General features: G+C 41.0%; 16 protein-coding genes. 12 read left to right on the top strand and 4 right to left on the bottom strand.

Annotated elements, in window-relative coordinates; all coding sequences use genetic code 11:
- Nucleotides 1-19: 19 nt before the first annotated feature.
- Nucleotides 20-2293, bottom strand: coding sequence for a bifunctional diguanylate cyclase/phosphodiesterase (locus H4J46_RS10190; RefSeq protein ID WP_259365787.1), 2274 nt, complete (start codon nt 2291-2293; stop codon nt 20-22).
- Between the two features lie 1136 nt (nt 2294-3429).
- On the opposite strand from H4J46_RS10190, the gene H4J46_RS10185 reads away from it, so the two are divergent.
- Together H4J46_RS10185 and H4J46_RS10180 are read left to right on the top strand one after the other, a co-directional pair.
- Nucleotides 3430-3762: a hypothetical protein gene (locus H4J46_RS10185; protein WP_182233398.1), complete on the top strand. Its 333-nt coding sequence runs from the start codon at nt 3430-3432 to the stop codon at nt 3760-3762.
- A 607-nt stretch (nt 3763-4369) separates the two neighbouring features.
- Nucleotides 4370-6094: an OFA family MFS transporter gene (locus H4J46_RS10180; RefSeq protein ID WP_182233397.1), complete on the top strand. Its 1725-nt coding sequence runs from the start codon at nt 4370-4372 to the stop codon at nt 6092-6094.
- 97 nt (nt 6095-6191) lie between these two features.
- Here H4J46_RS10180 and H4J46_RS10175 read toward each other — a convergent pair whose 3' ends face one another.
- A complete protein-coding gene (locus H4J46_RS10175) occupies nt 6192-7280 on the bottom strand; it encodes a substrate-binding domain-containing protein (RefSeq protein WP_182233396.1) in 1089 nt (362 codons plus the stop codon).
- A 276-nt stretch (nt 7281-7556) separates the two neighbouring features.
- On the opposite strand from H4J46_RS10175, the gene H4J46_RS10170 reads away from it, so the two are divergent.
- Genes H4J46_RS10170 through H4J46_RS10150 form a run of 5 tightly spaced genes read left to right on the top strand, consistent with a single transcriptional unit; the run spans nt 7557 to nt 13560 of the window.
- Complete coding sequence (locus H4J46_RS10170; RefSeq protein WP_182233395.1) at nt 7557-8039, top strand: NAD(P)H-dependent oxidoreductase subunit E; 483 nt, start codon at nt 7557-7559, stop codon at nt 8037-8039.
- Between the two features lie 8 nt (nt 8040-8047).
- Entirely contained in the window at nt 8048-9619 is a 1572-nt protein-coding gene (locus H4J46_RS10165; RefSeq protein WP_182233394.1) for an NADH-quinone oxidoreductase subunit NuoF, read from the top strand.
- Entirely contained in the window at nt 9612-12515 is a 2904-nt protein-coding gene (gene fdhF, locus H4J46_RS10160; RefSeq protein ID WP_182233393.1) for a formate dehydrogenase subunit alpha, read from the top strand. The genes H4J46_RS10165 and fdhF overlap by 8 nt, the downstream gene beginning before the upstream one ends.
- 2 nt (nt 12516-12517) lie before the next feature.
- Nucleotides 12518-13330, top strand: coding sequence for a formate dehydrogenase accessory sulfurtransferase FdhD (fdhD, locus tag H4J46_RS10155; protein WP_182233392.1), 813 nt, complete (start codon nt 12518-12520; stop codon nt 13328-13330).
- 14 nt (nt 13331-13344) lie between these two features.
- On the top strand, nt 13345-13560 hold the full coding sequence (locus H4J46_RS10150; RefSeq protein ID WP_182233391.1) for a formate dehydrogenase subunit delta: 216 nt from the start codon (nt 13345-13347) through the stop codon (nt 13558-13560).
- Nucleotides 13561-13809: 249 nt separating this feature from the next.
- On the opposite strand, the gene H4J46_RS10145 is transcribed toward H4J46_RS10150, so the two are convergent.
- A complete protein-coding gene (locus H4J46_RS10145; protein ID WP_182233390.1) occupies nt 13810-15015 on the bottom strand; it encodes an MFS transporter in 1206 nt (401 codons plus the stop codon).
- Between the two features lie 500 nt (nt 15016-15515).
- Entirely contained in the window at nt 15516-16862 is a 1347-nt protein-coding gene (locus H4J46_RS10140; protein ID WP_182233389.1) for an AarF/ABC1/UbiB kinase family protein, read from the bottom strand.
- Between the two features lie 447 nt (nt 16863-17309).
- Here H4J46_RS10140 and sufB point away from each other — a divergent pair, with 447 nt between their 5' ends.
- From sufB to H4J46_RS10115, 5 genes are read left to right on the top strand one after another with little or no spacing between them, the layout of a single operon-like run.
- The gene (sufB, locus tag H4J46_RS10135) at nt 17310-18746 is read left to right on the top strand and encodes a Fe-S cluster assembly protein SufB (RefSeq protein WP_182233388.1); all 1437 of its coding nucleotides are present in this window, start codon (nt 17310-17312) and stop codon (nt 18744-18746) included.
- Nucleotides 18747-18752: 6 nt separating this feature from the next.
- The gene (gene sufC / locus H4J46_RS10130; RefSeq protein WP_182233387.1) at nt 18753-19517 is read left to right on the top strand and encodes a Fe-S cluster assembly ATPase SufC; all 765 of its coding nucleotides are present in this window, start codon (nt 18753-18755) and stop codon (nt 19515-19517) included.
- On the top strand, nt 19514-20773 hold the full coding sequence (sufD, locus tag H4J46_RS10125; RefSeq protein WP_182233386.1) for a Fe-S cluster assembly protein SufD: 1260 nt from the start codon (nt 19514-19516) through the stop codon (nt 20771-20773). Before sufC ends, sufD begins: the two co-directional genes overlap by 4 nt.
- Entirely contained in the window at nt 20770-22002 is a 1233-nt protein-coding gene (locus tag H4J46_RS10120) for an aminotransferase class V-fold PLP-dependent enzyme (protein ID WP_259365786.1), read from the top strand. Before sufD ends, H4J46_RS10120 begins: the two co-directional genes overlap by 4 nt.
- A gap of 10 nt (nt 22003-22012) precedes the next feature.
- Nucleotides 22013-22378: an iron-sulfur cluster assembly accessory protein gene (locus H4J46_RS10115; RefSeq protein WP_182233384.1), complete on the top strand. Its 366-nt coding sequence runs from the start codon at nt 22013-22015 to the stop codon at nt 22376-22378.
- The last annotated feature ends 2 nt before the right edge of the window (nt 22379-22380 follow it).

The raw sequence follows: 22380 nt of genomic DNA, 5'->3' as shown, positions 1-22380 counted from the left end.
AAGCCATACTGGGTTTTATTTAGCTTTGCCAACTAATGTCAGGTTTCCAGCGACTAACCCACGCTGGAATATCACTAGCAGGCATAGGTCTGGCAATGCCGTAACCTTGTGCTAATTCACAGCCCAGTTGCAATAGCGCCGCACCATGTTCAATCGTTTCAACGCCTTCTGCAATCACTTCACGCTTAAATGATTTAGCTAAAGCAATGACGCCTTCAACAATGGAAAAATCGTCGACATTAATGAGCATATCCCGAACGAAGCTCTGATCTATTTTAATCAGGCTGGCAGGTAAACGCCTAAGATAAGTTAGTGACGAATAGCCAGTACCAAAATCGTCTAAAGAAAAGATTACGCCTAACGCCATGCAGTCATTCATGGTGTTTGAGACCCGAATCACATCATCTAAGGCACTTGTTTCCAACACTTCTAGTTCTAAATAGCGCGCTTCAACATCCGAATGGCTGGCTAGTAGCCTAGTGAGTCTATCGGTAAAGTCAGGCTGTTGTAATTGCATGGCAGCAATATTTACACTTATACCTGTGGGTAAGATAAGACCTATAGTTTGCCATTGGCTAATTTGTCTCAATGCCGTATCAATAACCCATTCACCCATCTCGATACTCATCGGGTTATTTTCAATCAACGGCAAGAACTCAAAGGGGTTTAATAAGCCTCGCTCGGGATGTTGCCAACGAATAAGCGCCTCTACACCCATCACAATGCCTGTCCTCATATTAACTTTAGGCTGATAATGGAGGACAAATTGCTGCTGGTCTAATGCGCGACGAATAGTCTTTAGGTTGTCTAGTTGTAATTTAATGGCGTCATCTACAGCGGTATCAAATAAATGATAGCAATTTTTACCCAACTCTTTAGCGACACACATGGCCTGGGCAGCATGGCGTATAAGCAAGTCTGCACACCCATTGTCTTGCGGATAAAGGGTGGCACCAATACTGGCTGAAGTATTTAATACCACATTACCTACAGCAACAGGCTCTGACACTGCCCGTAATAAGCGCTCTAATGCCGACTGACAGTCTTCAGTTTTACCTAAGTCGGTTAATACCGCGACAAATTCATCGCCGCCAAAGCGGGCTAAAGTATCACCTTTACGTAATGCTCCTTTCATGCGAATGGAGAGGGCAATTAGCAGTTCATCACCTAAATGATGTCCATAGATATCATTAATCTGTTTAAAACCATCTAAATCTAAAAATACCACCACTAGTGACTGCTGGCGGCGCTTGCACTGCAACATAGCTTGAGTTAATCGGTCGGCAAGTAAAGCACGATTAGGCAGGTTGGTCAGTAAGTCATACTGGCCGATATACCCAAGTTTTTTTATTTTACTTTTCATCACACTAATGTCACCAAACATAGCTAAATAGTTTTGTAACTCGCCAGCATCATTATGCACTGCACAAATGGTTAGAATTTCTGGATATACTTCACCATTTTTACGTTTATTCCAGACTTCTCCGTACCATTCTCCTGTAGTAGAAATTGTTTGCCACATGGAAATATAAAATTCTGCTGATTGGCGTCCTGATTGTAAAAATCTTGGATTTTCACCACAAGAGTCTTCGCGACTATAGCCGGTGATCTCAGTGAAGGCGTCGTTAACTTCAATGATAATACCTTTAGCATCAGTAATTAAAATGCCTTCGCGGGCGTGAGTAAAAACCTTGGCAGCAAGGGCTAATTCATCGGCTCGTTTCTCTTTATCTTCATTAGCAAGATTTTGATCATGTTCAATTTTTTTTCTCTCACTAATGTCCGTCACTGCAACAAGACAGTCGGTACCTGTGATACCAAGATTAGCCTCGATATTCAGCCAAAATGTTTTTTTACCAACTTCTGCTAAAATCTCACAAGATTGTATACCACTGCCGGAAAATGCTTTGACTAGACAACATTGAAAGCTATCTCGATATTGGGCGTTAACGTAGTTTAAAAACTGTTTATTGACTAAGTCAGCTGGCTCAATACCCAGTAACTTAGCCCCTCGAACATTAACCTGATTAATGATGGCATTTACATCAAAAGAAAAATAGCCAATGGGGGCAAATTCAAATAGCTCAGTGTATCGATAATGTAATTTTTGTGTTCTTTGCGCTTGATGTAACTCTTCGTTCTGCATTTTTAATTCAATCTGATGCACCTGTAATTCGTGTAGCATTTTTTGCGCGGCAGAGTCGCTAGGAAAAGTTTGTTTTGTTGGCTTTATTTCCGCACAATCGCGTAACTCTTTGGGCAACAGCTTGACTGATTTTACAGGCGTATTCATTTGGCAAGTTCCATTTTATATAACACTGACTCAAACACCTTGGTTTGACTAAATATAGGTAAAGTTAATAACCATGCTATCAATTATCTTTTCTTGTCTTTTAAAAGGTATATAAACTAGGAAAAGAAAAGCCGATACCTACAATAACTGATGTCATCACAACAATTATTCTACTGAATTTCTTCCGCTATTTGATCACAGGTTTAGTCTACTTTTCTGTCTCATGATGAGTTTTCTGTCTCATGATGAGAGAGTCATCTTCTATCATTCGCCGAAAATATTTCATATTTTTTAGGTAGACCCCTATTTTTCAATTAAGATTTTTAATTTTTAAAGACAAAAGTGACTGTTAGACCACCTGGGTCTCTAACTCAGAAAATCGCCCTGAAACAGAATAAAAATTAAATCAAAAGTTAAGCATCATTAACAATTACTGACTTTTAACTATAAATAAAAGCGAGTCTACCAGCCAAAACATCCCTAAAGGAGAAAAGCCAGAGCCCTAGACATAAATTTTAAATCATTGATTAAATAGATTTAAGAAGAGAAAAAGAGTTTTAAAGTCATTGCAATGTAAATAAACAATGTGAATAACATTAACTTCAGTCTCACAGAAATCAGTAAATTAGCAGATTAACATATTAGCAAATCAACAAAGGTTATTTCTTTGTTAAGTTATTGTTACTATGGATGCGCCTTATCACCTGAACCGATATAACCTATGATTAAGGCAAGGCTACAACAGTAAATTCCTTATGTGTGCAAAAATGAAGTTAACTTTTGGTGATAATAGCTTTTGATGCGATCAATAAATGTGGTGAATAGATGCGGGCAATAATTTTAGCTCAAAGACCAAAATTACCTATGAAAATAATTGAGAATAGCGTCTGATTAGCCAAATTTTCATTAACTACTTATTGGTCAATAAAACAGTAATTCAGTGGTAGAAATCGATACTCTTAGCTTAACGAATTTATGTTCAAGGTTGATCGTATTGATTAGTCGAACCGATGTATTTATCTAACCTAACTGTCAGCTTAATAATATTAACTTAGCCGTATTAACTGATAAATAATGTACCAAAAGCTTTAAGTAATATATCTTAGAGGCATCAGCATACTTTGATTGAAAAACCTATGGTGTTAAAAACAGATTTAAGACATTTTCTGGACGAAGAAGGTAAGTTACTCACTCTTACTGAACAAGCAAAAACAGTATTCGAATTTCTTAGTAAAATTGTATCATCGATTTCTGAGTGTATAGCGCAGCCAATAGTTGATATTGACTTAGTTGCTGTAAATTTGAAATGCAACACTCGCGCTGAGCAAATTAATTGTCAAGGAGATATTGAAGCAAGCTGTATTAACATTGGCCTTATTGAGTGGCATTGCGATAGCTGCAAGGCGGCTGGAACCATCTCTAATTGGCAAGGAAGTCTGTGGGACAAACAACAACACATAATGCATTAGTCGACAATCTAGTCTTAAAACCTAATCCTAAAAATTGCCAGCCTAACCAGTGCAGTGCACAAGAAATAAAACAATGATATAACGATAAACAGCACTCAAATTACCATTTGTCAGATAAAGGTGACCGTTACAGCACTTGAGTTTAATTCACTATTGATGACACAAAGTTAAGCACTAAAAGTGCCCCTATTAGGCAATAAAAAATAATCATTAAATATGAATATTTATTCATATTTTAATGCCAATACTCCAATGGTATAGTTTTCAAGTAATAAAAAACCAATATATGTAATTCAATTCATATACTTGTGTTAATAAAAGCAAGGTAGTTAAATTGATTGTCAAAAAAAGATATAAAAACTGTGGTTAGTTTTAACTATCAGGCTTTTATAAAAACATACATTCACCTTAATTATTCTCTTTTTTTATACTTGATACAGCTTAGCTGTGAATAATTTAGAACAAAAAATAACGGTAAAAATTTATCTATTTTATGCTCAAATAATATTTTTTGAAAATAAATAGCTCCTGTAATTACCATTTATAAGTTTTCTAGTTGTACAAGTATAAATATTTATATCAAGCTGTAGCTATAAGGTATTAAATAATGTCAAATAAAAGTGGGGGCTTTTTTTCTTTCTTAATGAAAGATAAAATAATTGCTAAATCGGGGTTTAATCGCTGGCTAGTCCCTCCAGCATCTATTGCAATTCATTTATGTATTGGTTCTGTTTACGCATGGAGTATTTTTAACCCTGCGCTTATTAAAGAATTAGGCGTAGTGACTAGTTCATCTGGAGATTGGTCTTTAAGTAACGTGGTTTGGATATTTTCTGTTGCTATTGTTTTTCTTGGCTTATCTGCTGCAGTTGCTGGAAAATGGCTAGAAAAAGTCGGTCCTCGCTGTGTTGGTGTTACTGCTGCATTTCTTTGGGGTGGCGGTTTTATCATCGGTAGTATTGGTATATCAAGCCATCAATTATGGCTTGTTTACCTTGGTTATGGTGCACTTGGGGGTTGTGGTCTAGGTTTAGGCTATGTTTCACCCGTGTCCACTTTGCTGCGTTGGTTCCCTGATAAACGGGGTATGGCTACGGGTATGGCCATTATGGGATTTGGCGGCGGTGCGATGATCGGTGCTCCACTTATTGCTGCTTTGTTAAAATTCCATGCCGTTGCTCCTACTTATTTAGGTACAGAAGGTGCTGTAAAACTAATAACTGAAGCGGGAAAACGTTTTGCAGAAACAGCTTCTGGTACAGTAGAAGTTATTGTTGCAACAGCTGGTGAAGCGGCCAATATGGCTTTTCCTGGTGATGCAGGTGTTTATATTGTAGGTACTGGTGATACTGGTGCTGCAGGAACATTTCTGACATTAGGTATTGTTTATTTTATTGTGATGATTATTGCCTCGTTCTCGTATCGTGTGCCGGCTGAAGGGTGGACGCCTGAAGGTTGGACTCCTCCAGAGAAAGATGAATCTGCCAAAAGCATGATTTCACATAACGATGTACACATAGATCAAGCACTAAAAACACCACAATTTTGGAAATTATGGGTTGTACTTTGCTTTAACGTCACAGCAGGTATTGGTGTTATTGGTGTGGCTAAAACCATGATGGTTGATATTTTTGGCTCGACTTTACCTGATGTAGCAACCGCGACCTTTGCAGGTACTTACGTATTAATGATTTCAGTCTTTAATATGTGTGGTCGATTTTTCTGGGCATCAATTTCTGATTTCATTGGCAGAAAAAATACTTACCACTTTTTCTTTGTCTTAGGAACGCTACTTTACTTATCAATACCTTACGCTGCATCTCAAGTCAGTGCAGATCCATCTACGGTCTGGTTAGTTATGTTCTACGGTGCCACCATGGTTATCTTCACTATGTATGGTGGTGGTTTTGCAACTATTCCAGCTTATTTAGCCGATATATTTGGTACATTACATGTCGGTGGTATACATGGTCGTTTGTTAACAGCATGGGCAACCGCTGGTGTTTTAGGTCCATTTGCTATCACGTATCTTAGAAATATGTCGGTCAATGACGCTATAACCGACTTAGTAGCAAAAATAGATCCTGCGGTATTTCAGGCTAAATTTGGCTCTGCCGTTAGTCAGTTAAATGAACTTGTTGCAGCAAAAACAGTAACGGTAAGTAAGTTAATGGAATTAGTGCCAGCGGGTACTATTGACCCAACACCAAGCTTATATAACACCACTATGTATGCTATGGCTGCGTTGTTAGTTGTTGCTTTCTTTGCCAACTTAACCATTCGTCCTGTAGAGGCTAAGCATCATGTTGAAAATACACACCCTAAGGGCTAATACTTTCAACTTATAAAACTATAATTCAAGCCACTTTAAATTCGTTTAAAGTGGCTTGAATTTTATTATAGCGAGTAGAGTAACAAGCACTATAAAATTAAACGTGCCAAGGTAACATATCTTCTAAATCCACAATATCACCACAAGCAATAGACTCATAACCCGCTAACTTTGATACCTCCTGATGAAATTCATCACTTTTTATCTCGGTAATTAAGCGCTGTACAGAGAGTTCTTTAAGGGTCTTGTGATGACAAACCAACACGTAGTGTTCAGTGGTTAATGGGATAAAATTCAGACCAAATTGACGAGCGGCGGTTTCAATACCAATGCCCACATCAGCCATGCCTGAAGCTACATAGGCAGCAATAGCAGAATGTGTAAATTCAAATTTATCAAAACCAATCACCTTTTTAGGGTCCACTGATGATCTTGCTAGTAATTCATCTATTAATAAGCGTGTCCCTGAATGTTTTTGCCGATTAATAAATTTAACCTCATCCTGCATTAAGTCTGAAATTTTAGTAATATTTTTAGGGTTGTCTTTTTTGACAATTAAGCCTTGTTTACGGGTCACAAACCGAATGACTTTATAAGTATTAGCTTTAAAATATTTATTATAAATATCAATTAAGCGTTGGCTAACAATGTCGGTAGGTAAGTGAAATGCAGCAATATTACACTCACCTTTGCTTAAAGCGTCAAATGACTCTTCATAGCTTTTATATTGTAAGTCTAGCTTAAATTTATTAGTAAAATTAGGCAGTAAAGCCACCGCATAACCATAACTTGCAGCAATTTTTAGTAAAGGCTCTTTAACCATTAAGTGTTTTTGTATTTCTAAATTTAATTCTGACGCAATGCTGACTAACTGAGGTTCAAATCGAGCCTGTGCCCTTTGTTCAGCCCAAAGTAGCTTTTCACCTAACGGTGTTAAAAGTGCCCCTTTGCCTTTTTTTAGCTCGACTAAATCAGAGCCAAAAAAGTCAGTCCATTTTTTTAGTACATTCCAAACATGACGATACGACATACTTAGTTCTGTTGCAGCTACCGTCAACTTGCCATATGTGTGTACCGCATTAAGCAAGACAAAAAGTCGAGGGTCTACATACTCACCCTGCTCATCGTAAAATGACCATGCGGGCTTAATTTGAATTCTCTTTGACAATACTGTTCTATTGGTCATTTTCTTCACCTGTATATTATTTTTTATTTTTTATTTTTTATTTTTGGCTGTTCTAATTATCAATAATACTTTACGCCATTGGCCAATAAATTTTATATTTAGCGGTCAAATCGCATCTCTAAAGCCATCCAAAAAGACACTCAATTATGAATAAAAATTCATATTCTTATAATAAAACAATGGTGCTATAGTCAGAATATAATAAGAACTATAAGACAATAACAAATATGCAATTCACTTCATATGTATATTTTATAACAGGCCTTCGGAGTTAGTATGAAAATAGAATTTTCTTCCCCCTTATCAAATGTGGAAAACATCATTGATTCTTTGAAAAATAAAGAAGGCTCTCTGTTACCAATATTACATGCCATTCAAAAAGACGTCGGCTATATAACTCCTCAAGCGATTGAGCGAATAGCGACAAAATTAAAACAAACACCAGCAGAAATTCACGGTGTGATTAGTTTTTATCATCAATTTCGCACATCTCCTCCTGGTAAATATCAAATTCAAATTTGCCGTGCAGAAGCATGTCAATCTCGAGGCAGTCGACAACTTGAAGTACACGCTAAAGATTTTTTAGCTATTGATTATCATCAAATGACGAATGATAAAAAATTCAGTTTGGATAGTGTTTATTGTCTCGGTAACTGTGCAACTGGCCCTAACATTAGAATTAATGATGATCTTTATGGTCGTATTTCTAATCAGAGATTTGAAGAGATCCTTTCTAATTTAGACCGCGAATTAAAGTGAGATAGACCATGACAACAAAAATTTTTATTCCAAGAGAAAGTACTGCTATTTCTTTAGGGGCACATGAAGTTGCTCAAGCATTTACGCACTATTTATCCAATCATGATATTGACCTAAAAATAATCAGAAATGGCTCACGTGGTTTATTTTGGTTAGAGCCTATGGTTGAAGTAGAAACAACACAGGGTCGTATGGCATATGGCCCGGTAACATCCGCTGATGTTGCAAGCATTATGGAAGATATCAGCCAGAATATCCTCCATGAAAAGCCACAATCTCATGCACTAGCGCTAGGCCTAACTGAAAACATTGCCTATCTAAAAAAACAAACTCGCCTTACCTTTGCCCGTGCAGGTATTACTGACCCGGTTTCTCTTGATGAGTACCTTGCCTTAGATGGCTTTAAAGGCCTGCAAAAGTCACTCGCATTATCGACTCAGGAAATTGTCACCGCTGTTGTAGACTCTGGTCTTCGTGGTCGAGGTGGCGCCGCTTTTCCTACCGGCATAAAGTGGCAAACGGTAAGAGATGCCACGGCGGATAAAAAATATATTGTCTGTAATGCTGACGAAGGCGATTCTGGCACCTTTGCGGATAAATTAGTCATGGAATGTGATCCCTTTATGCTGATTGAGGGCATGATTATTGCTGGACTAGCGGTTGGTGCAGACCAAGGTTATATTTATTTACGTTCAGAATACCCTATTGCCGATGAAATATTACAACAAGCTATTGAGATTGCTAGTGCCGCCGGTTATTTAGGTAATAACATTTGTGGTAGTGGTAAAACCTTTAATTTAGAAGTGAGATTAGGCGCAGAAGCTTATATTTGTGGTGAAGAAACGGCCCTTTTAGAATCACTAGAAGGTAAAAGAGGCATGGTGCGCTTTAAGCCACCACTTCCAGCTTTAGAAGGATTATTTGCTAAACCCACCATTGTTAACAATGTACTGTCGTTGGCGGCTATTCCGTTTATCATGAGTGAAGGCAGTCAGGCCTACCAACAATATGGCACAAATCGTTCACGAGGCACCTTACCTTTTCAACTCGCGGGTAATGTTAAACAAGGTGGATTAATTGAACTACCTTTTGGCTCAAGCTTAAAAGATCTTATTGATAACTTTTCTGGTGGCACCGCCAGCAACCGTCCAATAAAAGCCATTCAAGTTGGTGGCCCATTAGGCGCTTATTTACCTAGCCATAAACTAGATATTCCACTTGATTATGAAGCATTTTCTAAAGCCTCTGCCGTGTTAGGTCATGGCGGCATTGTCGTGTTTGATGACAGTGTTGATATGCTAGAACAAGCCCGTTTTTCAATGGAATTTTGTGTGGTTGAATCTTGCGGTAAATGTACGCCTTGTAGAATTGGCTCAACGCGTGGTGTAGAAGTGATTGATCGTATAAAAAATGATGAGCGCCGCGCTGAGAATATGATTTTACTTAATGACCTTTGCGACACCATGATTGACGGTTCTTTGTGCGCAATGGGCAGCATGACACCTATACCCGTGCGCAGTGCTTTTACTGATTTTCCTCAAGACTTTTTTTTAACCACACAGGAGAGTAATCATGATTAATTATTTTGATCCAGCCACTAATACGACATCGAATAAACCAATTGATTTTAATAAAGATTATGGCACTCCTGCCAGCACCTCAACACAAACAGTGTGTCTTGAGATTGACGGGGTAAAAATAACAGTTGCTGCAGGTACTTCTGTGATGCGCGCTGCTGCAATCGCTGATATTAATATTCCTAAACTTTGTGCAACTGATAACATCGAAGCCTTTGGTTCATGTCGTTTATGTGCGGTACAAATTGAAGGTATGAGAGGCTATCCAACCTCATGTACGACATCGGTTAAAGAAGGTATGGTGGTGTCTACTGAGAATAATGACATTGCAAAATTACGACGCAATATCATGGAACTCTATATATCTGATCACCCACTTGACTGCTTAACCTGTTCAAGTAATGGTGACTGTGAATTACAAGATATGGCTGGAGCCGTTGGCTTACGTGAAGTGCGTTATGGTTTTGATGGCGATAATCATCTTGACGCCAAGATTGATGACTCCAATCCTTATTTTACCTTCGAACCCAGTAAATGTATCACCTGCTCTCGTTGTGTTAGAGCCTGTGAAGAAGTTCAAGGTACTTTTGCCTTAACCATTGAAGGTCGCGGTTTTGCCTCAAAGGTCAGCGCTGGTACTAGTGAAAACGATTTTTCATCCTCTGATTGTGTCTCTTGTGGCGCCTGTGTACAGGCTTGCCCAACGGCAACACTGATGGAAAAATCAGTGATTGACAAAGGACAACCAGAACACAGTATTATCACAACTTGTGCCTATTGTGGTGTCGGTTGTTCTTTTAAAGCTGAAATGAAAGGTGAAGAAGTCATACGCATGGTGCCCTACAAGGGCGGTAAAGCCAACCAAGGTCATTCTTGTGTAAAAGGTCGTTTTGCCTTTGGTTATGCAACTCATAAAGATCGCGTCACTGAACCTATGGTCCGCGATAGTATTGATGAAGAATGGCGAGTCGTCAGTTGGGATGAAGCCTTAGGATTTGCCGCCAATAAAATTAAAAACATTCAGGCTAAATATGGTCGTGAAAGTGTTGGCGGTATTACTTCATCTCGCTGTACCAATGAAGAAACCTATTTAGTACAAAAATTGATCCGCGCTGCTTTTGGTAATAATAATACCGACACCTGCGCTCGTGTTTGTCATTCACCTACAGGTTATGGACTCAAAGCAACTATTGGTGAATCTGCGGGTACACAAACTTTCGACTCAGTGATGAAGTCTGATGTTGTTATGGTTATTGGTGCAAATCCTACTGACGCTCACCCGGTATTTGCCTCGCAGTTGCGTAAACGCTTACGCCAAGGCGCAGAGTTAATTGTCGTTGATCCCAGAACCATTGATTTACTTAATACCGCTCACATAAGTGCTAACCATCACCTGCCACTAAAACCTGGTACTAACGTTGCTATGATCAATGCCATAGCACACGTCGTTATGAGTGAAGGCTTAGAGGACAAAAATTTCATTGAGCAACGTACTGATGAATATAACGCTTGGCGTGAATTTATTCTTGATGAGATCAACTCACCCGAAGCAATGGAAAGTATTACCACCGTTAATGCCGAACAAGTTCGCATTGCCGCTCGTGCTTTTGCCAAGGCAAAAAATGGCGCTATTTATTATGGCTTAGGCGTTACCGAGCATAGCCAAGGTTCAACCATGGTGATGGGTATAGCAAACTTAGCATTAGCCACAGGTAATATAGGCCGTGAAGGCGTAGGTATTAACCCATTGCGTGGACAGAATAATGTTCAAGGCTCTTGTGACATGGGTTCATTCCCACAAGAACTACCAGGTTATCAACATGTCAGTGATGATGTATTGCGCGCTAAATTTGAAAAAAGTTGGGGCGTAACCTTAGATAACGAACCGGGTTTTCGTATTCCAAACATGTTTGATGCCGCCATTGAAGGTACGTTCAAAGCCATGTATGTGCAAGGAGAGGACATTTTACAGTCAGATCCTAATACCCAACATGTACAGGCGGCATTGTCATCATTAGAGTGTTTGATTGTTCAAGACATTTTTCTAAATGAAACAGCGCTATATGCACACGTATTTTTACCTGGCTCTTCATTTCTAGAAAAAGATGGTACCTTTACCAATGCAGAAAGACGCATAAACCGGGTGCGTAAAGTGATGAAGCCATTAGCTGAATTCGCAGACTGGGAAGTTACCCAAAAGCTGTCTAATGCTTTAGGTTACCCGATGAATTATCAACATCCTTCTGAAATAATGGATGAGATAGCCTCATTAGTGCCTACTTTCAGTATGGTAAGTTATAAAAAATTGGACGAACAGGGTAGTATTCAGTGGCCCTGTAACGAAGAGTTTCCTGATGGTTCACCCATCATGCACGTGGAAAGTTTTCCAATTGGTAAAGGTCGTTTTGCGATTACACCCTATCTTGCTAGTGAAGATCGCGCTAACAAACGCTTTCCGTTATTATTAACCACTGGGCGAATACTCAGTCAATATAATGTCGGGGCGCAAACACGACGCACCGCGAACAATACTTGGCACCAAGAAGATTTACTTGAAATACATCCTAACGATGCCGAAGAAAGAGGTATTAACGATGGTGACTGGTTAGGCATTAGCAGCCGTGCGGGTGATACTGTACTGAAAGCAAAAGTCAGTGAACGTATGCAAAGTGGCGTGGTATTCACTACCTTCCATCACCCAATCAGTGGCGCCAACGTTATTACCACCAACAGTTCGGATTGGGCAACTAATTGTCCTGAATATAAAGTCACTGCGGTACAGGTGGAAAAAGTCACCTCACCATCAGCTTGGCAGACGCGTTATAAAAAATTCAGTGCACAACAAAAAGAGCACTTTAAACGTTCACCTAAAAAACAAAAAGCCACTATAGGAAGTTAAGTTTGACGCTGGAAGACGAAGCAAAATTGCAACCAAGCCATTTAACACTACCTGTTGACTATTGGCAGCAAGGTAGTGAGCAAAGAAAACTTGACTGTATCGCAGAGGAAGTGCCTATTGCCATGGTTTATAATGGCATTTCTCACGCGGTTATGATGGCCTCACCAGCCAATTTACATGAGTTTTCCTTAGGCTTTAGTTTGTCTGAAGGCATCATTAATCATGCGGCTGAAATGTATGATATTGATCTGGTGGCCAGTGAAAAAGGCATAGAAGTACGTCTTGAGATTAGCTCTGAACGTATGATGTCTTTAAAATCACACCGACGTAACCTTACTGGCCGTACAGGCTGTGGTTTATGTGGTAGTGAATCACTGGAAACAGCCATTCGGCCAATTAAGAGTGTAACGCCACAAGCGCTGCCCTCTTCGCCAGTAATACAACATGCACTGTCACAGTTAAGTGAGCATCAAAAATTACAAGCATTAACAGGTGCTGTGCATGGAGCAGCCTGGTGTGACGATACAGGCGAGATTATCCTCCTATGTGAGGATGTCGGTCGACACAATGCTTTAGATAAGTTAATTGGCAGCTTAGCGCTGCGTAAAATCAATACCCAAAGCGGCTTTGTTGTCATTTCAAGCAGAGCAAGTTATGAAATGGTACAAAAAGTCACCAGTGTTAATATCGCCACATTAGTAGCAGTTTCGGCGCCAACTGGCTTAGCAATAAGCTTGGCAAATCAAGCTAAGCTCAATTTAATTGGCTTTGCTCGTCCTGGTAGACATACTTTTTATACCAAACTTGATAAATAAATAGGAAAATAGTGATGAGTAGTTCTCAAATTGACAATCTAATTAGTATGCTCAACCAAATTGCTAATAATAATAATTACAAAAAAACTGACGAAGAAACGGCTATGATCGTTGCTAATCACGTAAAGAAATTTTGGGCACGTTCAATGAAAGCAAATATAATAAAGTATGCCGATAGTGATGGTTCACAATTATCCCCTACCATAAAACTAGCATTAGCCCAGTTATAAAAATGGGATCATCATGCTTATCCAAATCTGAATACATAGAGTTAGTTGGCTGATGATAGCATTATCGTCATGAGTAATATTGCCATGATATCCTGTAGAGATATCATGGCAAGTAAGTGCCCTGCACGAGCATATATTGACCGCTTTAAATGAAGGCCGGTAGCTTAAGCTTCCGGCCTTTTTTGCAAACTCGATTAGGTGTTTAGGTTGATTGGATTCAGACAACGAAGCTTTTATCGCGCTGTTCAATCACAAGATTTTTGATGGAAGGACAATACGATATGAGGCAACAAAAGCAAAAAAAACACTAAATAAACCCACAGTAATAAAGGTAAAAGGGTAGCCCATAAACTCGGTAATCACACCAAATAACAAACCACCTAGAGCACCGCCACCCATGTTTATAGAACCCCATAAACTCATAACCCTCCCTCTAAAGGCACTTGGTACTGATACCTGAATGAGTGACTGTGTCCCAACACCACATACCGTCGCACAAAAGCTTAATCCTCCTACCATCAGTAAACCTAACTCAAAGCTATTACTGTAGCTAAACATGAGTAGTAATAAGCCTGAGCTAATGACACCTAAACGCGTAACGAGTAACAAGCGTGCAGAGCTTAAAGATGATAATAGTAAACCCGCAATAATAGCGCCAACGCCTGCCGCTGAGTTTAACCAAGCTAGCCCCTCCACTCCACGGTTGTAAAGTACATCTGCCGCAGCGGGTAAAATCTCTAATAAGCCACGCCCTAAAATAGCAGAGACGGCAATTAATATTAATAAGCGTAAGATCAAATCTGAATTCAGCGCATAATTCACCCCAGCTTTTATATCCATAAAAAAGGTGAACTTTTTTTCCACAACAGATTTCTTTCTGTCATCAAGTTTTAACAGTAATAATACAACAATTAAAGGTATATAAAAGGCAAAAACAACCGCAAATGCCATGGTATTACCTCCATATTTAATCAACAACCCGGCAATAATAGGGCCAATAAAACGCGAGGTGTTATATAAAACAGCATTAATAGCCACTGCTTTGGGCATGTTATAAACGCTAACTAACTCAGGGACTAAAGACAGTCGTATCGATTGATAGGCACTATTAGCGACGCCAATAGCCAAAGCAAAGAATAACAGTGCTAACTCATTGACTAACTGCTGGCAAACTAACAACGCTAGTAATAATGATAGCAACGCCAGTATAATACTTGTGACAACGGCTGCTGTACGACGATTAATGCGGTCCACCATCACTCCAAACAATGGACCTACTAATATAGACGGGAAAAACATTAAAAAGGCCAACATACCTAACCAACTTTCTGAGTGGGTTTGATCCCACATCATCCAGCCCATTGTCATACGCTGGATCCAAACACCTTGAGTAGAAAATATACTGCCACACAAGTAAGTTAAATAATTGCGTTCACTGAAAATAGAGCCCTGCACTGTTTATTGATATCCTGATAAAATTTAACATTATACAGTAAATAGAATTGGGCAATGCCAACTTAATTTAAGCCCGAAGGCAAAACATGCACTAGATCCTACTTAAATCGAGTCAACTAGCTATAACAACAAATAAACTTATATAGTTATAGAGTTATAGAGTTATAAGAAATATTTGTAACAGCTAATTTGTAAAATTTCGGTTGAAATTAGAAGGATCTCTAAAATAAATTTGAAGTGGGGATTAGAAAGTAAAACTTGAAACAGAAAAATAACCACGCATCATTTTTAACTTAAATAATTGATATATATATTGATTTTAAAGTAACTTACTATTTATCAAATCAACATTCACCGACAAAAAAGCATCAATATTGCTATCGAAGCTGATTGTAAAATAATTGAGCTGACGTATTAATCAGCTCAAAAAAAATAAAATATTTAAAAAATTTAAAAAATACTAAAAGTATCAGATTCCACTTTGATCAGCCAACATTGTGTCATGTTTCATCGTTCAGTTGCTTTGCACTTTTCGTTAAGTAAGGAGCAAGTGCGCTTTTAAAATCCAGTGTTGCGCCTAACTTATTGGCTAGCAATATTATGCCGGTAATTTTGCGATTTACTAATGCAACCTCAAATATAGGAGATGCTGCGGCTGTTTTATCAGTAATCAGTGGCATACTGACCTCTTGGATTCGCTTAATTAGCTGTTGTTTTTTTAAGTTGTAGCCAGTATCAGTTTGCAAGCAATCACTCGCTTCAAAACACGCCTTTAGCACAGTATCTATGGCCGTAGCATTCATGTTGTTATCAATTAAACCAAGCGAATACATGGCTGAACGCATGTCGTTAGTATCTTGCCGCTGCATAGCATCAGCCATGGCGAGATAATGTTCTGAGGTATGCTGAGAAATCTGCCGGCAGGCTCCAAAATCGAGTAACACTATTTTTTTCGTATCGCTCTGATACAAAAAATTGGCAAAGTTGGGGTCACTTTGCATGAGTTTATGGGTGAACAGTTCTTGGTAGGTTAGGTACATTAACTGGGTACATACCAGATCGACAATGTCAGCACTCATGGTACTAATATTCGTGATGGGAGAACCTTCGATATATTCCATCGCAAGTATGTTTTGGTCAGTTAGCTCATCAACGACAAAGGGCACAATAAAGCGAGAGTCGTTGCACAGATTTACACGATAAGCGTTAAGAAACTTGGCTTCCTGCAAATAATTAGCTTCGTTTTTAAGTTGTGCTTTTGCTTCAGCGAGCAAGCTGGTCAAATCGATGTGTTTTGGTAATACACCACTCAGTTTTAGTAAACTCATGACGTTATCAATGTCGCTGTCAATGCTTTCTCTTACCCCCGGGTATTGGACTTTAATCGCCAGCTGACGACCATCTTTTAGTGTAGCTCTATGAACCTGACCAATGCTTGCTGATGCGATGGGGGAAAATGAAAAATAACTAAATTGTTGATACCAATCTTTTGACCAAGATGCTTCTAGGGTTTTGAGTAGTTGCGCCTTAGGCATTGGGTCAGCTTCTTGGCGCAATCGTGAAAGAATAGGTTCCCATTCAGCAGGCAGTAATTCACCTGCATCCATCGAGAGTAGTTGGCCCAGTTTCATGGCTGCGCCACGCATATGTGCTAGGCGCTTGGTAATCGATATGGCGTTGTCGATATTCAGTAAGGACTGAGTTAATGATGGGCGCTGACCACTCAGCATTTGTTTTGTGGCGCCTTTAACAATGTTGCCACCAACAGCTGAGGCTAAACCACCCAGCTTAGCTAAGCGAGCAATTCTTCCGGACGGTACTTTCCGCTCGTTGCGTTTTTCTGTCATAGTAAAATTGATTCGCTGGCCATGGTAACTCTTCTACCTTTGTTTGTTTAATGCAGCCTCCCTAGAATTTACAGCGAGGGTCCACGCTAATACTAGCAAAAAAACTTTGCTGATTCCTGCGCTATCGGCCCTCTCAAAAATTTTGTTTGGCAACATAGCATACTTAACTTTTTCACAGATGACATATTTTAGAGCAAAAATAGCAGTGAACAGGTCGGTATTGTGCTTATTAGCATGACTTTAGACTTATTAAATAAATTGAAAGCAATTATTTTTTTACTCATAATACTTGAGTGATTTAGTCAGGTACTATATGATTAATACTTGAGTAAATCACTCAAGTATTATGCTGCTGCCGTCAAAATTCGTGGTTTACAAAAAATTAGACAGCCACTCTGGTATCTAATTATTTAAATCAGGGCAACAAAGCTATGGAGAAACTAAAGTATGAGTGAACAACTCGATCAGGCGTTATCCCGCAAATACGATGCCGGTTTTGTTTCCGACATCGAATCTGAAACCTTTCTACCTGGCCTGGACGAAGATGTTATACGCCGCATCTCCGCCATGAAAGAAGAGCCAGAATGGATGTTAGAGTGGCGTCTTCGCGCCTATAACAACTGGCTTGACATGGAAGAGCCTGAATGGGCCCATGTGCATTACCCAAAAATAGATTTTAAGGCTATCTCATATTACTCGGCACCAAAGAGTATGGCGGACAAACCTCAGTCCTTGGATGAAGTAGACCCTGAACTGTTGCGCACCTATGAAAAGCTGGGTATTCCACTTTATGAGCAAGAAATGCTCGCTGGGGTTGCTGTAGACGCCGTTTTTGATTCGGTGTCTGTGGTAACCACCTATCGTGCAAAGTTGGAAGAAGCGGGTGTTATTTTCTGTCCTATTTCCGAGGCTGTACATAAGTATCCTGAACTGGTAAAAAAATATCTCGGATCTGTGGTTCCCCGTTCAGATAATTATTTCGCTGCCCTTAACAGTGCAGTATTCACCGATGGTTCATTTGTCTTTATACCCAAGGGCGTGCGTTGCCCTATGGAGCTGTCCACCTACTTTCGTATTAATGAGGAGAATACCGGCCAGTTCGAACGCACACTTATTATCGCTGAAGAGGGCAGCCATGTGAGTTACCTGGAAGGCTGCACTGCGCCTCAACGGGATGAAAACCAGCTCCATGCTGCCGTAGTTGAACTCGTTGTTATGGATGATGCTCAAATCAAGTACTCCACCGTACAAAACTGGTATCCCGGTGATGAGAACGGTAAAGGGGGTATCTATAACTTTGTCACCAAACGCGCTATATGTCACACCAACGCCAAGGTTTCTTGGACTCAGGTGGAAACCGGCTCTGCAATTACCTGGAAATACCCCAGTTGTATACTCAAAGGCGATAACAGTGTAGGTGAATTCTATTCTGTTGCCCTGACCCGAGGCAGACAGCAGGCCGATACAGGCACCAAAATGATCCATTTGGGTAAGAATACCAGGTCTACTATTATTTCCAAGGGTATTAGCGCCGGTAACAGCAACAATACTTACCGTGGTCTGGTCCATATGGGTGCTAAGGCGGAAGGTGCGCGTAATTTTACCCAGTGTGATTCACTGCTCATTGGTGATCGCTGTGGTGCTCATACCTTTCCTTATATCGAGAGTCGCAACCCCTCTGCCATAGTGGAGCATGAGGCTACCACCTCCAAGGTCAGCGATGATCAGATGTTTTTATGCCAGCAACGTGGTCTTGATCCTGAAAAGGCCGTATCGATGATCGTTAATGGCTTCTGTAAGGAAGTATTCAAAGAACTGCCAATGGAGTTCGCCGTAGAGGCGGGCAAATTACTCGAGATCAGTCTTGAAGGCTCAATAGGATAAAAATACATGCTTAAAATTAACAACCTACACGCCAGTGTAGAACAAAAAGAGATACTAAAAGGTCTCAACCTAGATATTAAACCCGGTGAAGTTCATGCCATTATGGGCCCTAATGGCGCGGGTAAAAGCACCTTAGGTTACATTCTATCCGGTCGCGAAGGCTATGAGGTGAGTGAAGGCCAAGTAGAATTTCACGGCGAAGACCTGCTCGACATGGCGATAGAAGAACGAGCCCACAAGGGACTGTTTCTCGCTTTTCAGTATCCGGTAGAGATCCCCGGTGTCAGCAATATGGCCTTTATGAAAGAATCGGTGAACGCCATACGTGAACAACGTGGTGAAACGCCATTGACTGCCACAGAGTTTCTGAAAAAAGCCAAGGAAGCCTGCAAACAAGTGCAGCTATCGCTAGATTTTCTTAAACGCGGTGTTAACGAAGGGTTTTCCGGCGGCGAAAAGAAGCGCAACGAAATTATGCAGATGATTCTGCTTGAACCCAGTCTATGTATTCTGGATGAATCCGACTCTGGTTTGGATATTGATGCCCTGCAAGTAGTGGCTAATGGCGTGAACAGCCAACGTGACGGCAAACGCAGCTTTATTATCATTACCCATTATCAGCGCCTACTCGATTACATTAAGCCAGACTATGTACATATTTTGGCCAATGGTAAAGTCGTCAAAAGTGGCGATGCCTCTCTGGCCACAGATGTCGAAAAAGAAGGTTACGCTTTCTTAGGACAGGATAACGCCGAGGAGAAGAATGCATGAATCAGTGGTTACAGCAGGTAATAGACCGTGGTCAGGCCATTGATGATTGGCTTAGCCCGCACCGGGCTCAGTCTCTGGAAGCACTCGGCAAGGCTAAATGGCCAAATCGCCGGGTAGAAAGCTGGAAATATACCTCACTGGCACCACTGGAACAGCTTGAATTAAGCCCTGGTAGCGCTGTAGGCGAAGCCATCATTGAAGATATTGAGGGTCTGAACAGCTTGGATTTGGTCTTTGTAAATGGCAAATTACAAAGTGATATAAGCTTACTAGTTTTACCACAAGGGCTGCACATCAGTAGCTTACAAGATGTATCAGTTAAGGAAAAAAATACGGCCAACGCCCTGTTTTCCAAGATTAAACCTCAGCGTCATCTTTTTGGGCTGGTCAACGATGCCTTAGCAGAAGATGGGCTGATTATCGATATTGATGCCAACAGCAAGATTGAACAACCCATTCGGATTATTAATATCAGTAGCGATGGACAAGAGTCTCATCATCGTGTTCTGGTGCGCTTAGGGAGCCATGCCAGTGCCACAGTAATTGAGCATGGACAAGGAGAACAGGCTAGCCTTAGCACAGGTTTTGCCGAATATGACATCGGTGAACAGGCTTATCTTGAGCATTACCGGCTGGCCATGCATACCCATCAGGCCATTCATATCGGCGGCTGTCATTTTAGCCTGCAGCAAAAATCACAGCTTAACAGCACACTGATCGCTTATGGCAGTGAATTGTCACGGATGGATGTGGATATTATTCACAACGGTGAACATGCCAAGGCCAAATTTAACGCCGTTTACCTACTAGGCGAAGCAGAACACTTCGATTTGCACAGCACCATCGAACATGTGGTGCCCAATGGCACCACAAAAGAAAATGCCCGAGGTATTGTCGGTGACAAGGCCAAGGCCGTTTTCAATGGCCGTATTCATATTCACCGCAATGCCCAGAAGACGCTAGCAGAGCTGCATAACCGCAACCTGTTATTGTCCCGTCGTGGTCAGATAAATACTAAGCCTGAATTGGAAATCTATGCCGACGACGTGCTGTGTGCTCACGGTGCCACCGTTGCCGAGACCGAGGAAGAAACCTTGTATTATCTACTTTCCCGCGGTATATCACGATCCCAAGCGCTGGTTATGCTCAACTTTGGCTTTATTCAGGAACTAGTGGATCAGATGCCTAATCAGCACCTGGCGCAATGGCTCAAGCCGCAGTTGCATTCACGCTTCGTAGAGATGGAAGTCAAATGAATACCAGCAACAGTACACTGAATATGGATGAAATCCGAGACCAGTTCCCTATTTTGCATCAGCAAATTGGGGGGCACCCCTTGGTATATTTGGATAATGCCGCCACCACCCAAAAACCTCAGGCGGTGATCCAAGCAATAACCGATTTTTACAGTCAGTGTAATGCCAATGTGCACCGCGGTGCCCATCATCTTTCCGATGAGGCAACCCGGCGCTATGAAAAAGCCCGAGATACAGTCGCCAACTTTATGCATGCCCATGATCGCCAGGAAGTGATTTGGACCAGTGGCACCACCGAAGGTATCAATATTGTTGCCAATGGCATGGCCCAACGCCTGCAAAGTGGTGATGAAGTGCTGGTAACTGAAATGGAACATCACGCTAACCTTGTCACCTGGCAGCAGGCCTGTTTGCGCAGCGGTGCAATACTGAAAATTGCGCCCATCTATGATGATGGCACACTGGATACCGAAGCCTTTGCGGCCTTGTTGTCACAGAAAACGAAAATGGTTGCCCTGCCCCATGTCTCTAATGCCTTGGGTACAGTTAATCCGGTAAAAGAGCTCACTGCCCTGAGTAAAGAAAAAGGCGCATTAGTACTCATTGACGGTGCACAGAGTATTGCCCACGGCAATGTGAATGTAAGCGATATCGGCTGTGATTTTTACGTATTCTCCGGCCACAAGCTGTTTGGCCCTACCGGCATCGGTGTGCTTTGGGGTAAAAAAGAGGTACTTCAGGACTGGCCTGTATGGCAGACCGGCGGTGAAATGATTGCCACCGTCACTTACGAAAGTTCCACCTGGGGCGGATTACCTAACCGTCTTGAGGCTGGCACCCCCAATATTGCCGGTGCCATAGCTTTAGCCGCCGCCATAGACTGGTTTACTAGTCTAAACTTAAGCGCGGTACAAGCTCATGAGCAGGCACTGATGGCTAGCGCCCTGGAACAGGCGCAAGCCTTTGAAGGCTTAACCATTATCGGTAATGCTCCCAATAAGATGGGCGTGTTGAGTTTTATATTAAAAGGCTGCCACCCCGCCGATATAGGCTTTCTTCTGGATCGACAGGGCATCGCCATCCGTACGGGTGAACATTGTGCCCAACCATTGATGCGCCGCTTGAATTTGCCGGGGACAGCCAGAGCCTCATTCTCGGTATATAACACTTTAGAAGAAGTGGACGCATTATTTATTGCTCTTAAAAAAGTCCAGAACATGCTGGCATGAGGATTATTTGATGAATGTAGAAAAGTTTACCCCAGAAAACAACCAAGGCGAAGCCGTCACCCTGACAACAGCGGCGATAAAGTATTTTGAAGGCAAGTTAGCGGAGCACCCCGGTCATCTATTGCGCCTGTCTAGTAAAGTCAGCGGCTGCACTGGTTACTCCTATGTGCTGGACGTTGCCAAGCAACCAGAAGACGGAGATACGCGAATCGAGGCGAGCGATAAGCTCACCCTGACCATCGCCGCCAAAACGATGGATTTAGTCAGAAACACTGAAATTGACTATGTAAAAGAAGGCGTCAACGGCGTAGTCAGGTTTAATAACCCCAATGCCGTCAATGAATGTGGTTGTGGTGAAAGCTTTAGTGTCAGCTAAAT

Origin of the sequence: Colwellia sp. MB02u-6 (assembly GCF_014077095.1) — a bacterium.
GTDB lineage: Bacteria > Pseudomonadota > Gammaproteobacteria > Enterobacterales > Alteromonadaceae > Cognaticolwellia.
Note: the sequence above shows the minus strand (reverse complement) of the source record. Positions and strands in the feature narration are given on the sequence as shown.

Excerpts from the sequence above, each read along its gene's own strand:
- H4J46_RS10140 (WP_182233389.1), bottom strand. The coding sequence starts at position 16,862 with ATGACAGAAAAACGCAACGAGCGGAAAGTACCGTCCGGAAGAATTGCT.
- H4J46_RS10175 (WP_182233396.1), bottom strand. The coding sequence starts at position 7,280 with ATGACCAATAGAACAGTATTGTCAAAGAGAATTCAAATTAAGCCCGCA.
- H4J46_RS10190 (WP_259365787.1), bottom strand. The coding sequence starts at position 2,293 with ATGAATACGCCTGTAAAATCAGTCAAGCTGTTGCCCAAAGAGTTACGC.
- H4J46_RS10120 (WP_259365786.1), top strand. The coding sequence starts at position 20,770 with ATGAATACCAGCAACAGTACACTGAATATGGATGAAATCCGAGACCAG.
- H4J46_RS10185 (WP_182233398.1), top strand. The coding sequence starts at position 3,430 with ATGGTGTTAAAAACAGATTTAAGACATTTTCTGGACGAAGAAGGTAAG.
- H4J46_RS10170 (WP_182233395.1), top strand. The coding sequence starts at position 7,557 with ATGAAAATAGAATTTTCTTCCCCCTTATCAAATGTGGAAAACATCATT.
- H4J46_RS10180 (WP_182233397.1), top strand. The coding sequence starts at position 4,370 with ATGTCAAATAAAAGTGGGGGCTTTTTTTCTTTCTTAATGAAAGATAAA.
- sufD (WP_182233386.1), top strand. The coding sequence starts at position 19,514 with ATGAATCAGTGGTTACAGCAGGTAATAGACCGTGGTCAGGCCATTGAT.
- sufC (WP_182233387.1), top strand. The coding sequence starts at position 18,753 with ATGCTTAAAATTAACAACCTACACGCCAGTGTAGAACAAAAAGAGATA.
- sufB (WP_182233388.1), top strand. The coding sequence starts at position 17,310 with ATGAGTGAACAACTCGATCAGGCGTTATCCCGCAAATACGATGCCGGT.
- fdhF (WP_182233393.1), top strand. The coding sequence starts at position 9,612 with ATGATTAATTATTTTGATCCAGCCACTAATACGACATCGAATAAACCA.
- H4J46_RS10165 (WP_182233394.1), top strand. The coding sequence starts at position 8,048 with ATGACAACAAAAATTTTTATTCCAAGAGAAAGTACTGCTATTTCTTTA.
- H4J46_RS10150 (WP_182233391.1), top strand. The coding sequence starts at position 13,345 with ATGAGTAGTTCTCAAATTGACAATCTAATTAGTATGCTCAACCAAATT.
- H4J46_RS10115 (WP_182233384.1), top strand. The coding sequence starts at position 22,013 with ATGAATGTAGAAAAGTTTACCCCAGAAAACAACCAAGGCGAAGCCGTC.